The 14,774-nt window shown below is 67.8% G+C and carries 12 protein-coding genes and 1 riboswitch; of the genes, 9 read left to right on the top strand and 3 right to left on the bottom strand.

What is annotated here, in order from left to right; translation table 11 throughout:
* Positions 1 to 142: 142 nt before the first annotated feature.
* From ACFWPX_RS33230 to ACFWPX_RS33220, 3 genes are all read left to right on the top strand, one after another.
* The gene (locus tag ACFWPX_RS33230; RefSeq protein ID WP_378918523.1) at positions 143 to 619 is read left to right on the top strand and encodes a YbaK/EbsC family protein; all 477 of its coding nucleotides are present in this window, start codon (positions 143 to 145) and stop codon (positions 617 to 619) included.
* Between the two features lie 172 nt (positions 620 to 791).
* Entirely contained in the window at positions 792 to 1,259 is a 468-nt protein-coding gene (locus ACFWPX_RS33225) for a flavin reductase family protein (RefSeq protein ID WP_378918647.1), read from the top strand.
* Between the two features lie 54 nt (positions 1,260 to 1,313).
* On the top strand, positions 1,314 to 1,949 hold the full coding sequence (locus ACFWPX_RS33220; protein WP_378932069.1) for a Uma2 family endonuclease: 636 nt from the start codon (positions 1,314 to 1,316) through the stop codon (positions 1,947 to 1,949).
* 97 nt (positions 1,950 to 2,046) lie between these two features.
* Here the strand turns inward: ACFWPX_RS33220 and ACFWPX_RS33215 are convergent, their stop codons facing one another.
* Positions 2,047 to 2,283, bottom strand: a complete 237-nt coding sequence (locus ACFWPX_RS33215) for a hypothetical protein (protein WP_378932067.1) — start codon at positions 2,281 to 2,283, stop codon at positions 2,047 to 2,049.
* Between the two features lie 16 nt (positions 2,284 to 2,299).
* Positions 2,300 to 3,616 (bottom strand): aminotransferase class V-fold PLP-dependent enzyme, encoded by a 1,317-nt coding sequence (locus ACFWPX_RS33210; protein WP_378918531.1) that lies wholly within the window; start codon positions 3,614 to 3,616, stop codon positions 2,300 to 2,302.
* 42 nt (positions 3,617 to 3,658) lie between these two features.
* Positions 3,659 to 3,773, bottom strand: a riboswitch (SAM riboswitch).
* A gap of 282 nt (positions 3,774 to 4,055) precedes the next feature.
* Here ACFWPX_RS33210 and ACFWPX_RS33205 point away from each other — a divergent pair.
* From ACFWPX_RS33205 to ACFWPX_RS33180, 6 genes are all read left to right on the top strand, one after another.
* Positions 4,056 to 5,174 (top strand): AAA family ATPase, encoded by a 1,119-nt coding sequence (locus tag ACFWPX_RS33205; protein ID WP_378932065.1) that lies wholly within the window; start codon positions 4,056 to 4,058, stop codon positions 5,172 to 5,174.
* A gap of 23 nt (positions 5,175 to 5,197) precedes the next feature.
* Positions 5,198 to 7,393, top strand: a complete 2,196-nt coding sequence (locus tag ACFWPX_RS33200) for a S8 family peptidase (RefSeq protein WP_378932063.1) — start codon at positions 5,198 to 5,200, stop codon at positions 7,391 to 7,393.
* Positions 7,386 to 8,624 carry a hypothetical protein gene (locus ACFWPX_RS33195; protein ID WP_378932061.1) on the top strand — a complete coding sequence of 413 codons (1,239 nt, stop codon included), beginning with the start codon at positions 7,386 to 7,388 and terminating at the stop codon, positions 8,622 to 8,624. Before ACFWPX_RS33200 ends, ACFWPX_RS33195 begins: the two co-directional genes overlap by 8 nt.
* Before the next feature lie 111 nt (positions 8,625 to 8,735).
* A complete protein-coding gene (locus ACFWPX_RS33190) occupies positions 8,736 to 9,170 on the top strand; it encodes a MarR family winged helix-turn-helix transcriptional regulator (RefSeq protein WP_378918539.1) in 435 nt (144 codons plus the stop codon).
* A gap of 156 nt (positions 9,171 to 9,326) precedes the next feature.
* On the top strand, positions 9,327 to 13,238 hold the full coding sequence (locus tag ACFWPX_RS33185) for a Pls/PosA family non-ribosomal peptide synthetase (RefSeq protein WP_378932058.1): 3,912 nt from the start codon (positions 9,327 to 9,329) through the stop codon (positions 13,236 to 13,238).
* Positions 13,238 to 14,593: a M1 family metallopeptidase gene (locus ACFWPX_RS33180; RefSeq protein WP_378918543.1), complete on the top strand. Its 1,356-nt coding sequence runs from the start codon at positions 13,238 to 13,240 to the stop codon at positions 14,591 to 14,593. The genes ACFWPX_RS33185 and ACFWPX_RS33180 overlap by 1 nt, the downstream gene beginning before the upstream one ends.
* Here the strand turns inward: ACFWPX_RS33180 and ACFWPX_RS33175 are convergent.
* On the bottom strand, positions 14,578 to 14,763 hold the full coding sequence (locus ACFWPX_RS33175) for a hypothetical protein (RefSeq protein WP_378918545.1): 186 nt from the start codon (positions 14,761 to 14,763) through the stop codon (positions 14,578 to 14,580). The two genes, ACFWPX_RS33180 and ACFWPX_RS33175, sit on opposite strands and share 16 nt — an antisense overlap.
* Between the last annotated feature and the right edge of the window lie 11 nt (positions 14,764 to 14,774).

The following is a 14,774-nucleotide window of genomic DNA, read 5'->3' as shown; positions in this document are numbered from 1 at the left end:
TAGCGGGGGTGTTTTTTGTATAAACCAGCGCGGCCCCACCCCCGGGCGCCTGATCGACGGGACCGGCGGGGCCGCGAACTCGAGTTCGCCAGAACTCCAAGTAACACAGCATATTTCCCGCAATCGACCTACTCTGGATGACATGCGCAGGTCGTCATTGCCGCCGGTCGCATGCCGGGTCGCGGAAACTCTCATCGCCCGCGGGCACCACGGCGTCATCGTCTGCCCCGAGACGCCGACCCCCACCGCGGCCGATGCCGCCCGCGCCATGGGCGCCCAACCCACGGCGATCCTCACCGCCCAGGTCTTCCTCCTCGACAACGACCCCGTCCTGCTCCTGGTAGCCGACCACCACCACGTCGACCTGGCCCGCACCGGCAAACGCCTCGACGGCACCCTCACCCCCGCCCCCACCGCCCTGGCCGAGCGCATCACCGGCCAACCCATCGACGGCACAGCCCCCCTCGGCCACCCCACCAACCTCCCCACCTGGGTAGACACCGCCCTGGCCGCCCACCCCGAAGTCTGGGCAGCCGGCGGTCACCCGAACACGGTGTTCCGCACCAACTTCCGCGAACTGGTCCGCATCACCGCAGGCCTACCTATCGAGATCGACTGAACTCGCGTCACCATCCCCACCGGGTGAGTTGGATCAAACGGACACAGTGGGCGTGAGAACACACGCCGGGCGGGCGTAAGTTGGGGCGGTGGGCGATGTGCAACCTTCTGAGACCGGACTGGTGATTCCCGATGATCTGAGCGGGATCACGGCTGAGCAGTATCGGGCTTCGATGCGCCACTATCCGGCGGGCGTCACAGTGGTGACGCTCGGAGCGGAGAGCGGGCCGGTGGGGTTCACCGCCACATCGTTCGCCTCGCTGTCATTGGAACCACCGCTGGTGTCGTTCAATATCGCGCACACGTCATCGAGCATCTACGCCCTGCGCGCCGCGGACTCGGTGGTGATCCATTTCCTGGGCGAACACCAGCAACACCTGGCCCACCGCTTCTCCCGCACCGCCGCCGACCGCTTCACCGACCGCTCCCTCTGGACCACCCTCGACACCGGCGAACCGGTCCTGCACGGCACCCCCATCTGGCTCCGAACCACCCTCCACAAACTCATCGACCTGGGCGACCACACCCTCGCGGTAGGCCTGGTAACCCGAGTCCACGACCAAACCGAAGAATCCCCCTCAGCAGCCCCATTGCTGTACTACAACGGCAAATACCACCGCCCCACCCCACTCGACACCTGATCAGATCGTCTACGTCGGCCAGGTGGGTGGACCGCTACAGCTAGCGTTGGTCCGGTGAGCGATGCATACGACTGGTCGTGGTTGCGCGCCGGTGTCCCAAGCATCGACTTGGACACGTATTCGGCGCTGCCGGAAGACCTCTCCCGGGTGATCGAGGTCAAAGACGGCCTGCTGGTGCACTGCGACGCACCCTCGCCGAATCACATCGCCATCGTCGACGTGATCAAACAGTCCTTGCGGGAAGCGATCAGGAAACGGGGCACTGGGCAACCTTGTCTGAAGGCCAGCGGCGAACTGGACATGCTGGTCTCCGAGGTTCCGTTCAACTTCCGGCGCCCCGACGCCATCGTGTATCGCTGCATCGAAGACCCCCGCGACAAGTGGAAAACCAAACCGACAGCAGGCGACACGCTTCTGGTCGTCGAAGTGGTATCACCGGCGACGGTTACCGCCGATTGTGTGGATAAACGAGCGGAATACGCACGCCTTGGTATCGAGCAGTACTGGATCGTCCGGATGGAGAACAACGACGGCCGCGTGAAGTCCATCGAGATCCTCCGCCTCAATACCGCAGGCGCCTACATCTCCACCGAAACCCGTTTCCGCTCCCACAACCCCACCGCGATCGCGATCACCGATCCGCTCGATGTCACCATCACCTGGGACGCCCTCGACGCTGACCTCGACTGAGACCTGACGTCCCTCGCTCCTGATCGGAAGCCCTTCTCCATAAGCGAGTTTCGTGTGAACGGCATCTTTTCGAGCCGGAGCGATAGCCGGGATCGCCTCAGTCCGCGCCGGATTCGATTCGGTACTGCTCCACCACGTCCTCGTATGCTTCCCGAGCTTCCGCGGCCAAATCCTCCCCCGCGGCGATGCTGACGCTCCACGGGATCGGACAGGGAGGAGCGTGGTCCGGGTCCGGGCACAGCAGTCGCTCGATCTGATCGATGACGGCACGTGCCTCGGACTCGGAAGCGATTACGCCTAGGCGAATCTCCCACAGCTGTTTCTCAACCGACATCGTTCAAAGCTACTGTTCAGCCGATCAGGCAGGGGGCCGCGCCTTCGGGGGAAGAGGCGGTGAGGGGGCGGGTTTCGGGGGTGGGGTTCCAGTGGCCGTCGGTGGCGGCGTAGGTCCAGGTGGGGCCGGTGGTGACCAAAGTGGAGACCGCTTCGATCAGGCGGTCTACGTCGGCGGCGGTGGTGCCGAGGCCGATGCTGGCTCGGAGGGCGGCGTCGAGGCCGAGGCTGGTGAGCAGCGGGTGGGCGCAGAAGCGGCCGTCGCGGACGCCGATGGCGTGTTCGGCGGAGAGGTAGGCGGCGACCTTGCCGGGGGCGTAGTCGGCGACGGTGAAGGCGACGATGCCGACACAGTCGGGGCTGTCGGACCAGATGCTGACCAGGTCGACGCCGGGAATCGCGGACAAACCGTCGCGGAGACGGTCGGCCAGAAAGCGTTCGTGGGCAACGAGTTCGGTGGGGTCGATCGCGGCGAGCGCGTCGCAGGCAGCGGCGATAGCGGCCGCGCCCAGCACATTCGGTGAACCGGCCTCGTGCCGCTGCGGCGCGCAAGCCCATTCGACCTCCGACACACCGACATTGCGCACCGCACCGCCGCCTGCCAGGTACGGCTCACCCTGGTCGAGCCAGTCCCGCCGACCGACGAGCACGCCCGAACCGAACGGCGCGTACAGCTTGTGCCCGGAGAACGCGAGGTAGTCGATCCCGCTCTCGCGCAGGGAGATCCGTCGGTGCGGCGCCAGCTGGGCGGCGTCGACGAGGATGCGCGCACCACACAGGTGGGCGATGGTCGCGAGGCGTTCCAGCGGCAGCACCTCACCGGTGACGTTGGAGGCCCCGGTCACCGCGAGCAGCGCGGCGGGCTTGCTGCACAGCTCGGCGACGACCCGCTGGATCGTCTCCTCGACGGTGTCGGCGGCCCGCACGACCCGGCGACCGTGCTCGGTCCACGGCAGGAAGTTGGCGTGGTGCTCGATATCGAGGACCACCGTCTCCCCCGGCACGCACCCGGCCAGCAGGTTCAGCGAATCGGTGGTGTTGCGGGTGAATACGACGACCTGGTCGTCGTCGGCGTCGAGGAACCGGGCGACCGCGCCACGGGAGGCCTCGTAGCACTCGGTCGAGATCCGCGAGGCGTAGCCCGCACCCCGATGCACGCTGGCGTAGAACGGCAGCAACTGCGAAATCCGGTCGGTGACCTGCTTCAACGCCGGCGCACTGGCCGCGTAGTCGAAGTTGGCGTAGGAGCTGGTGCCGCCTTGAACGAGCGGAACCTGCAGGTCGGCACCGGAAACGGCGGCGATGGCACAGGTGGGGTCGATTACAGCAGTCATGACGAAATCCCGTCGGCTCAGGGACCCGCTCCAGAAGAGGTGAGTCCGCGCTTGCCGCGCCCAATTCGGACGTCGGCCTGGTCGTCACCCGGAGCACCCCACCGCGGAGGAGGGTTGCCGACCAGCAAGCCGGGGCTGAACGCTGGTACTCGTGACCTGCAACGAGAGTGACAGACGACCGCGGGAGCTGTCAACCACCCCACGCCGGGAAGGCACGCCCGAAGCGAAGGGAATCGCCGAAGAGGGGGCATCGCGGAACTAGCATCCGACGAAGGGAATTGCTGCGCTGAGGGCTCGGCAGATCAATGTGGCGCTGCGGGTGGGGTCCGATGTCAAACCGGTACACAAGGGGTGAACTTTGCCCGTGATGGACGCCGTACGATCGAGTGAAGCGAAAATAGTCCACGTATATGATCGGAAGAAGACCATGTCACACGCCTTGAGCTCCACTTCGGCGGACGTGAGCGCCGATCTACCCGACGAATTCGTCCACCTGGCCAGGTTGGCGCTCGCCGGGCGTGAGCAGGATGTCGCGATGTTCGTGCGCCGCGCCGCGCGGCGACACCGGCATGCGAGTCCCGAGCTGGCCGACGCGCTGATCTCACTGCTGCGGCAGAACCCGACGCGCGCCAATCCCCTACGCGCGGAGGTGGATACGCCGATTCCGGTCGACGGCGACAGCCGACTACCCCTGGTGCGCGTGATCCCGCCCGGTTCCACCGCCGAAGTGCCGATCCTGGCCGCCGAAACCTACGCCGTGCTCACCCAGATCGTCGACGAGCGCAAGCAGGCCGACCGGCTCGCCGCCGCCGATCTCACCCCGGCCCGCAGCTTGCTGTTCGTGGGTCCGCCCGGCGTCGGCAAGACCATGGCCGCGGCGTGGCTGGCACATCAACTGTCGCTGCCGCTGGTGGTCCTGGACTTGGCGACCATCATGAGCAGCCTGCTCGGCAAGACCGGCACCAACCTGCGCCACGCCATCGACTACGCCAAACAGCGCCCGTGCGTCCTGTTGCTCGACGAGCTCGACGCCATCGCCAAACGCCGCGACGACGACCGCGACGTGGGCGAGCTGAAGCGACTGGTCACCGTGCTGCTCCAGCAGATCGACGACTGGCCGACCGGCGGGGGCCTGGTCATCGGCGCGACCAACCATGCCGACCTGCTGGATCCGGCCGTGTGGCGGCGCTTCGATGTGAGCGTGGAATTCGCGCTGCCCGAGGCCGAGCAACGCTGCGAGGCGATTCGCCGGTTCGCCGGGCAACCCCTGCCCGACGGCGCGGTGGACGCGGTCGCGCTCGCGTCGAAGGGCTTGTCGTTCAACGACATCGAGCGCACGATGCTGCGATTGCGCAGGCGTTGCGTGCTCGAGGACCAGCTACTGCCCGGACTGATGGCCGAGCACTCCGCACGACTAGTAGCTGAACTTCCCAAAACGGATCGGTTACGGCTGGCACAGACGCTGACGGGCGTGTCAGGCTTGTCTCAGCGCCAGATCAGCGCGCTCACGGGGGTGTCGCGCGACACCATCCGTGGCTTCACGCATCGACGGGAATAACGTGGCAGCTGGGGGGATTTCGGGTGGCCGGACCGCGATTTCTGATCGGCTTCGGTGAGCGGCTGACCGCGCCCATCTCTCCCAGCAGATCCGGCGGCGCGCCGCAGCCGCCGTACACGGTGGCGCAGGCGCGGGCCCGACTCGCGCCGATGCTGAGCGCGGCCACCTCGAGTGCCGACGCTTTACCCAAGACGGCCTGCCCGGAGGACGAGACGGTCACCGCGGTCACCCTGCATCCGCAGTATCTGTCCAAAAGTGGTTATCCCACACGGCTTCTCACGTCGATGCAGCTCGATCCGCTCGGCAGCAGGCCGGTGGCGATCGCACCGGAGCACGGCAAACCACGGGCGAGCACCCTGCTGTTCCTGGCTACGACCCGCGTCAACCTACAACTGCTCACCGCGCGGATCAGCGCCGACGCACCTCTGGGCGGCGCCGAGAACGGCATCGTCAGCCTGGCGGAGTTCCGCCTCAACAACCCCCATGACCGGCTGAGACTCGCCGCGGCCCCGGACAATTCGGAGACGGTCGCCGAATTGGTCCTGCACTCCGATCGCGACATCGCCCTGCAGGGTCTGCTCGACTTCTCCCGCGATCTCGATCTCGACGTGGCCATCGACCGCAGGCTCGACAACGGCGGCCTCGCCTTCGTCCCCGTCACCGGAACCCACGCCGCCATCGCCGCGCTCGCCGACTACTCGTTCACCAGGGTGATCCGCCGAATGCCGCGGATGCGCACCCAGCTCGGCCGCGACACCACCACCAGAACAAGGACTTCCACCTTCCGCCCGATCCTGCCCACAGCCGAACCCACCGACCGGGAACTCACCATCGCGGTGTTCGACGGCGGCATCCCCGCCGAAACCCCACTGACCCGCTGGGTCGACGCCCACACCTTCGCCGGCAGCGCCGCACCCCACCGCAACTACCTCGACCACGGACACCGGGTCACCTCCGCCCTGCTGTTCGGCAGCGTCGACCCGGTCCAGCCGGTCCCGGTCCCCTACGGCTACATCGACCACTACCAGGTCCTCGACGAGGACACCGACGACGACCAGTGCGAGCTGTACTCGGCCATCGAGCGCATCGATACCGTGCTGCGCCAGCGCAAGTACGAGTTCGTCAATGTCAGCATCGGCCCCGAACTCCCCATCGAGGACGACGAAGTGCACGCCTGGACCGCGTTCTGGGACGACTACCTCAGCGACGGCACCACGCTGGCCACCATCGCCGTCGGCAACAACGGCGAAGCCGACAAGCCCAGTGGCAATGCGCGCGTGCAGGTTCCGGCCGACAGCGTCAACGCGCTCGCGATCGGTTCGTCGGATCGGGTCGGCGCCCTTTGGAACCGCGCGCCGTACTCCGCGATCGGCCCCGGCCGCTCCCCCGGCACCGTGAAACCCGATCTGCTCGCCTTCGGCGGCAGCGATCACGAACCGTTCCACGTGGTCGGCCCCGACGGCACCGCCGTTCCCGACTCCGGAACCAGCTTCGCCGCCCCGATGGCGTTGCGCGCCGCACTGGGCGCTCGCACCCTGTTCGGCCCGAAGCTCGGTGCGCTCGACCTGAAAGCCCTGCTCGTCCACACCGCCGAAAGGCGCACCAGCTCACCGGATTCCGATTCCGGGCACGGTCGCATCGCCGCCACCCTGGCCGACATGGTCCTCTGCGGCGACGGCGAAGCGCGGGTCCTCTACCAGGGCGAACTCACCCCGGCGAAGTATCTGCGCGCCCAGATCCCGCTGCCCGCGGCACTACCCGCCGGCATGGTCAGAATTCGCGCCACCCTCGTCTATGCCACCCAGGTCGACCCCGCCGACCCCGGCAGCTACACCCGCAGCGGACTCGACGTCACCTTCCGCCCGCACGACGAGAAATTCGCCGAACCGACCAGAATCCACCCCGATTCGGCCCCGTTCTTCCGCGCGACCGAGCTCGACCCCGAGGCCGTGCTGCGCCGCGACTCCCGCAAATGGGACACCGTCCTGCATGCCGAGCGCAGCAAGCGCGTCAACAGCCTGCGCAACCCCGTCTTCGACATCCACCACAACGCGAGGGAATCGGGCCACCCCACCGCGACCGCGCAGCCGATCCGCTACTCGATGGTGATCACTGTGCGCCACGCCAAGGTCGACGACCTGTACGAGCGGGTGCTCAGCGCGTATGTCACGCAGCTGGAGGCATTGCGCCCGACGATCGAGATCCCGCTCGATGTCTGAGTTCCCGGCGGAGATCTTCGTCGACCCGATCGCGGCGCGGCGGCTGAGTTGTCAGAGCGTGTACCGGCTGCAGCATCTGGGCGCGCGGCTGTTTCCGTGGCAGGAGGAGACGTTCACCGAGATCCTGCTCGGCCACCTCACCGGCGTCGACTACCGCATCGACGCGCCGTGCCCCGATTGTGTGCCGCCGCGGCGGTGCACGTCGTGGGGCTCGGCGACGCAGGTGAGCGGCGCGGGCGGGCTGCGGCTGCTGACCAGGCCGGAGGAGGGTGGCAACCGGGCTCGTGGCAGGCGCGGGGTCGGCGCGGATTTCATCTACAGCGTGCAGGACCCGTCCGGTGCCGGTGAGGTGCGGTTGCTCATCCAGGCCAAGCGAGCCAGGCGGGGCGAGCCGATCAAAGCGGCGGCCCTACCCGCCGCGCAGCGGTCCGATCTCCGTGACGCCGCAACACATTTCGGCGCGACCGCGTACTACCTGTTCTATGCCGAGTCCGAGTCGGCTCACGTCGGCCACCTCACCCGCTGCGCCGAGCACACCAGCCCCTCTGATACCTCGATCGTGGTGGTTCCCGCGCAGGTACTCACGCGCGCGTTCGACAAGGAGAAGCTGGGTTCGATCACGGCGGACCGCGTTTTCGCGCTGGGCCGCACCCTGCTGTGCCTGGACGGTTGCGCCCCCGCGCCCGGCCTGTCTGCCTTCGACCGCGCACTCGGCTTCGTCCGCGAGGACAACCCCGACTACCTGCCGGTCGACCCCGCCACGAGACTGCCCGGTACGCCCGCCGTCACCGTCATCGGCACACGCGCCAAACCACCGCGCCGACCGCCGTCGCGCCGGGTGACCCGTGCGGGTCAGCAGGTCGGTGACGGCGAGATCCTCTGGGTCGATCTGAGCGCGGCAGACCGCTGGGCAGAATCCTTAGATCCAAGCTGGTACCCGGACATCGGCGCCGAACGCTTGCGCGAACGCACCAGCAAGTACTGGCGGCTCGCACTGCACCGGGCCGTGGCGGTGCGGTACGTGGCGGCCTGGGCCGATGGCGAGGTGCGCGCGATCTACCGGGTGCTCGACGATTCGCTGGTCATCCATCACGACCACGGCGGCAAGGTTTCGTTCGACCTCGCCGAGCTCGACCCCGAATCGAACGCTCACGCCCAGGTCGTGCGCCGAACCCAGGCCTACCTCGCGGCACGTAATCGCCGCGCCCGCAACGTCGTCGGATATCCCTGACAATAATTGCCCCGAGTTGCCTGCTCACACCCATTTCTCAACCATCTGGGCACCCCATGATGGAGTACCTAAATGATTGGGTTCCTCCACTATTTGCTAGAGTTCCCTCTCATGTCCACGAACACGAACTCCGTCCGCGGCCTGCCGCGCTACCCGGTGTACGCGCTCGGACGGCTCACCAAGGCGCTGCACGCCGAGATCGACGTCCCGTTGCGCGATCACTGGGTGCTCACGTTCATCTCCGAAAACGCCGACCTGACGCAGAAGAAAGTGGGCGACGCGCTCGGCATCGACCGCAGTGAAGTCGTCCGCCTGATCGATGCACTGGAACGCGCTGACCTGGTCGAACGCACCCGCGACGGCAAGGATCGCCGCAAATACCGGCTGCGGATCACCGAGGCCGGGCGCAAGCAGTGCAAACGCACCGACAAGCTGATCGCCGAGGCCACCGCGCGGGTGCTGGGACGCCTCGACGAAGACGAACAACGGACGCTGCACCGGCTGGCCGTCACCGCTCTCGGTGAATTGCCGGAATCGCCGTCGTGAACAGCGCCGACGGCACGCCCCGCGCTGCCGTCCGGCAACACCCGCACCGAGTACCGTTGGCATCTGGTGACCATCCTGTTTGCCCCCCGGTAACCCGCTCATGAAACAACAGACACCACCGATGGGGGTCAACCGATGAGAGGTGGACTGAGCACGATGCTCGAGCCACACACTGCGGTACCGGCGGTCCTGCGCGACCCACTGCTGCGCGCGGACCTCGCCGCGCCGCCGCGCACCCTGGTCGACATCCTGACCAGCACCGCCCTCGCACATCCCGACGCACCGGCGATCGACGACGGCATTGTCGTGCTCAGCTATATGGAACTGATCGCCGCGATCGAGGCCAGGATGGCCGAGCTCACCGACGCGGGCGTGCGACCGGGCGACCGGGTCGGCGTGCGGATGCCGTCGGGCTCCGCCGCGCTGTACGTGACGATTCTGGCCGTGCTCTACTGCGGCGCGGCCTACGTACCCGTCGACGCCGACGACCCGGAGGAGCGAGCCAAGCTCGTCTTCGGCGAGGCAAGGGTGAGCGCGATCGCCACCGGCGACGGCATCGAGTCGGCCACCACCGCCGCGGGCGACCACGACTGGAACACCCTGCCCACCGCCGCCGACGACGCGTGGATCATCTTCACCTCCGGCTCCACCGGCACCCCCAAAGGTGTTGCGGTAACCCATCGCAATGCCGCCGCCTTCGTCGACGCCGAGGCCCGCCTGTTCCTGCAGCGCGCCCCGATCGGCCCCGGCGACCGTGTGCTGGCCGGGCTGTCGGTGGCCTTCGACGCCTCCTGCGAGGAGATGTGGCTGGCCTGGCGCAACGGCGCCTGCCTGGTCCCCGCCCCGCGCGACCTGGTGCGCACCGGCGCCGATCTCGGCCCGTGGCTGATGCGCCGCGAGATCAGCATCGTCTCCACGGTGCCGACACTGGCCGCGACCTGGCCCGCCGAAGCATTGGAATCGGTGCGGCTGCTGATCTTCGGCGGCGAAGCTGTGCCCCCGGAGCTGGCCGAACGGCTGGCCGGTGCCGACCGCGAAGTGTGGAACACCTACGGCCCCACCGAGGCGACTGTCGTCGCCTGCGCCGCGCTGCTCACCGGCGAGATGCCCGTTCGTATCGGCCTTCCCCTCGACGGCTGGGATCTGACCGTCGTCGACCCGCAGGGCAACCCGGTGGCCGAAGGCGAGACCGGCGAGCTCGTGATCGGTGGTGTCGGCCTGGCCCGCTACCTCGATCCCGCCAAGGACGCCGAGAAGTACGCACCGCTGCCCTCGCTCGGTTGGGAACGCGCGTATCGCAGTGGCGACCTGGTGCGCAACGACTACCAGGGCCTGATCTTCCTCGGTCGCGCCGACGACCAGATCAAGATCGGCGGCCGCCGCATCGAACTCGGCGAGCTCGACAATGCGCTTCAGCACCTGCCCGGTGTCAGCGGCGCGGCCGCCGCGATCCGGACCACCAAGGCGGGCAACAAGATTCTCGTCGGCTATCTCACCGGCGCCGGTCCCGACTTCGACGTGAAGAAGGCCAGAGAGATTCTGGCCGAACAACTTCCGGCGCCCCTGGTACCGCGTCTGGCGATCGTCGCCGATCTGCCGACCCGCACCTCCGGCAAGGTCGACCGCGACGCACTGCCGTGGCCGCTGCCGAGCACCGACGAATCAGCCGAGACCGGCCTGTCGGGTACGGCGGCCTGGGTGGCGAGCCTGTGGGACGCGATCCTCGGCGCCGAAGCCACCGATCTCGATGCGGAATTCTTCGATCTGGGCGGCGGTTCGCTGTCGGCGGCGCAACTCGTCGGCGCGCTGCGTGAGCGGTACCCGCACGTCACCGTCGCCGATCTCTACGACCACCCGCGCCTCGGTTCGCTGGTCGAACTCCTGGACGGCAGCGCGCCGGTGGCGGCCGTGGACGTGCGTGTCGTGAAGCCGACACCGTTGCGCGCGCAGATCACCCAGGTGCTCGCCACGATTCCGTTGACCACCCTCACCGGATTGCAGTGGGTCACCTGGCTGACCGTCGTGTCCGGCATCGCAGGCTGGTCGGGTTCGCTGCCGTGGTTGCCGCGCCTGTCGTGGTGGTGGATCCTGCTGGCCTTCGTGCTGTTCATCTCGCCGATCGGCCGGATGACGATCTGTGTGGCCGGTGCCCGAATCCTGCTCGCCGGGTTGCGTCCCGGTTCCTACCCCCGTGGCTCGTCGGTGCATTTGAGGCTGTGGGCAGCCGTACGACTGTCCGAAGCCAGTGGTGCCGAAAGTCTTTCCGGCGCTCCGCTGATGGTTCCGTTCGCGCGCGCACTGGGCGCCAAGATCGGCAAGGGTGTCGACCTGCACAGCCTGCCCCCGGTCACCGGCATGCTCGAGCTCGGCGACGGCGCCAGCGTCGAACCCGAAGTGGACCTGTCCGGCTACTGGGTCGACGGCGACATCGTGCACATCGGCGGCATCACCATCGGTGACGGCGCGGTGATCGGCGCCCGCTCGATCCTGCTGCCCGGCACCAAGATCGGCAAGAAGGCCGAGATCGCCCCTGGTTCGGCCGTATCGGGCAAGGTCAAGGGCGAACAGGAATGGGCGGGCTCGCCTGCCACCAAGACCGGTAAGGCACCGCGCCGCTGGCCCGACCACTCCCCCGAACGGGCCAGGCACTGGCTGATCGTTTTCGGCCTGTCGTCGATGGTGCTGGCCGCGATGCCCGTTTTCGGCCTCGCCGTCGGCGGCACGTTCATCGCCTGGTGGGTCCGCGAGGAGACCACCATCGGCGCCGCCGCCCTGCGCGGTTTCGCCATCCTGCCGCTCGCCACACTGCTCAGTCTCGGCGCGTACGCCGTGGCCACCGTGCTCGCGGTACGCCTGCTCAGCATCGGTTTGCGCGAGGGCTACCACCCCGTCCGCAGCCGGACCGGCTGGCAGGTGTGGGCCACCGAACGCCTGCTCGACTCCGCGCGCACCTTCCTGTTCCCGCTCTACGCCAGCCTGCTCACCCCGGTCTGGCTGCGGCTGCTCGGCGCGAAGATCGGCAAGAACGTCGAGGCGTCGACCGTGCTGATGCTGCCCAAGTTCACCGTGATCTCCGACGGCGCGTTCCTGGCCGACGACACCATGATCGGCAGCTACGAACTCGGCGGCGGCTGGCTGCGCATCGGCGAATCCAAGGTCGGCAAGCGCGCCTTCCTCGGCAATTCGGGCATGACCGCACCCGGCCGTCGCGTGCCGAAGAACGGCTTGGTGGCCGTGCTCTCGGCCGCGCCGAACAAGGCCAAAGCGGGCTCGTCCTGGCTGGGTAGCCCGCCGGTGCGGCTGCGTCGCGCGACCGAATCCAGCGACACCTCACGCACGTTCGATCCGCCGCTGCGGTTGAAGCTGGCCCGCGCCTTCGTGGAGACCTGCCGGTTGATCCCGGTGATGGTGACCTTCGCCATCGGCCTCGGCGTGCTGCTCGTGCTCGCGCTGATCGCCCAGCACACCGATTACCTGGTCGCCGCACTCGTCTCCGGGCTGGTGCTGATGGCCGCGGGCGCGTTCGCCGGTGCTATCGCCGTGGCCGCCAAGTGGTTGATAGTCGGGCGAATTCACGCCGTCGAGTACCCGCTGTGGAGCTCGTTCGTGTGGCGCAACGAGGTCTCCGACGCGTTCGTCGAGACCGTCGCGGCGCCGTGGTTCGCGCGTGCCGCCACGGGTACTCCGGTGATGAATCTGTGGCTGCGCGGACTCGGTGCCAAGATCGGCCGCGGGGTATGGTGCGAGTCCTATTGGCTACCGGAGGCGGACCTGGTGACACTCGGTGACGGCGCGACCGTGGAGCGCGGCTGCGTGGTGCAAACGCACCTGTTCCACGACCGCATCATGTCCATGGACACAGTGACACTCGACGCCGGCGCCACCCTCGGCCCGCACTGCGTCGCCTTGCCCGCCGCCCACATCGGGGCGGGCGCCACCATCGGACCGGCGTCACTCGTGATGCGCGGTGACGTGGTCCCGCCGTCGACTCGCTGGTGGGGAAACCCCATCTCGCACTGGACCGATCCCGCCTCGACGCGGGAGTCGAGGCAGCGCGGAGCCGCCTGATGCGGAGCAAGTTCTACGAGGATCCGATCGATACGTACCTGCCGCAGAACGGCAATCGCGGCTACCGCGTGTCCCGCTACGAGCTGGAGCTGAGCTACAAACCGGCCAGCAACCGGCTCGCCGGGCGCGCGGTGGTCATCGCGGTCACCACTGGGGTGCGGCCGTGGTTCACCCTCGACATGTCCCAGGGGCTGACGGTGTCGAAGGTGCTCGTCAGCGGGTTGAAGGCGGCGAAGTTCGTCCATCAGCAGGGCAAGCTCGCGGTCACGCCGCAGCAGAAGATCCCCGCCGGTGGCGTCCTCGAGATCACCGTCCACTACGCGGGCACCCCCAAACCGGTGCGCGGTCTGTGGGGCGAGGTCGGCTGGGAGGAGCTCACCGAGGGCGCGCTGGTCGCGAGCCAGCCCAACGGTGCGGCCTCCTGGTTCCCGTGCGACGACCACCCGAGTTCCAAGGCGACCTACCGGATTTCGATCACCACAGACAGCCCGTTCTATGCCGTGGCGAACGGCACCCTGGTCGGCAAGCAAGCCAAGGCCAGCCAGACGACCTGGGTGTACGAGATGGCCGAGCCGATGGCGAGCTATCTGGCGACGATCCAGATCGGCAACTACCGCAAGTACCGGGTCGGAGCAGTAGGCGAACCGGTGCCGATGCACGCTGTCGTCCCGCCGCGGTTGCGGGTGAACTTCGACCACGATTTCGCCCGGCAGCCCGAGATGATGGCGCTGTTCACCGAGAAGTTCGGGCCGTACCCGTTCGACGACTACACCGTGGTCGTCACCGATGACGATCTCGACATCCCGATCGAGGCGCAGGGCATGTCGATCTTCGGCGCCAACCACTGCGATGGCAAGCGCGGCGCGGAACGTCTTGTCGCACACGAACTCGCGCACCAGTGGTACGGCAACAGCCTCACCCTGAAGCAGTGGCGCGATATCTGGCTGCACGAAGGCTTCGCCTGTTACGCGGAGTGGATCTGGTCGGAAGCCTCCGGTGGGCCGACCGCCGATCAGCTGGCTCGGGCCGCGCGCGCGAACCTGGCGCGTCAGCCGCAGGACATCATCGTCGGCGACCCCGGACCCAAGGACATGTTCGACGACCGGGTCTACAAGCGCGGGGCGCTCACGCTGCACGCGCTGCGGCTGGAACTGCGCGATCACCTGTTCTTCGAACTGATCAGGGAGTGGACCGCGCGGTTCCGGCACTCCTCTGTTACCACCGAGGAGTTCGTCGACCTGGCCGGTCATTACAGCGTGGCGCCGATGCGTGGGCTGTTCGCGATCTGGCTCGGAACCAAGCCGCTGCCGCAGCTACCGCCGCTGGGCGGACAAGCCCATCAGAACACCAGGTAGCGCTGGGCCAGTTCCTCGATCAGTGGATCGTCGTCGGACACCATCTCCAGCGCCTCGAGGTCGGCGGCCACCGAGATGGCGCGGGCGTCGTCCTGCTCGGGATCGGGGCCGTCTTCGTTGAGCTGACGCAACAACTTCTGCCGGACTCGGTCCTTCAATGAATCGCCCATCTCTCCAGACT

Source organism: Nocardia sp. NPDC058518 (genome assembly GCF_042719655.1).
Classification (GTDB): Bacteria; Actinomycetota; Actinomycetes; order Mycobacteriales; family Mycobacteriaceae; genus Nocardia.
The sequence above is the reverse complement of the archived record's forward strand: the minus strand, read 5'-3'. Positions and strand labels throughout refer to the sequence as shown.

Excerpts from the sequence above, each read along its gene's own strand:
- ACFWPX_RS33225 (WP_378918647.1), top strand. The coding sequence starts at position 792 with ATGCGCCACTATCCGGCGGGCGTCACAGTGGTGACGCTCGGAGCGGAG.
- ACFWPX_RS33190 (WP_378918539.1), top strand. The coding sequence starts at position 8,736 with ATGTCCACGAACACGAACTCCGTCCGCGGCCTGCCGCGCTACCCGGTG.
- ACFWPX_RS33195 (WP_378932061.1), top strand. The coding sequence starts at position 7,386 with ATGTCTGAGTTCCCGGCGGAGATCTTCGTCGACCCGATCGCGGCGCGG.
- ACFWPX_RS33210 (WP_378918531.1), bottom strand. The coding sequence starts at position 3,616 with ATGACTGCTGTAATCGACCCCACCTGTGCCATCGCCGCCGTTTCCGGT.
- ACFWPX_RS33215 (WP_378932067.1), bottom strand. The coding sequence starts at position 2,283 with ATGTCGGTTGAGAAACAGCTGTGGGAGATTCGCCTAGGCGTAATCGCT.
- ACFWPX_RS33230 (WP_378918523.1), top strand. The coding sequence starts at position 143 with ATGCGCAGGTCGTCATTGCCGCCGGTCGCATGCCGGGTCGCGGAAACT.
- ACFWPX_RS33185 (WP_378932058.1), top strand. The coding sequence starts at position 9,327 with ATGCTCGAGCCACACACTGCGGTACCGGCGGTCCTGCGCGACCCACTG.
- ACFWPX_RS33180 (WP_378918543.1), top strand. The coding sequence starts at position 13,238 with ATGCGGAGCAAGTTCTACGAGGATCCGATCGATACGTACCTGCCGCAG.
- ACFWPX_RS33175 (WP_378918545.1), bottom strand. The coding sequence starts at position 14,763 with ATGGGCGATTCATTGAAGGACCGAGTCCGGCAGAAGTTGTTGCGTCAG.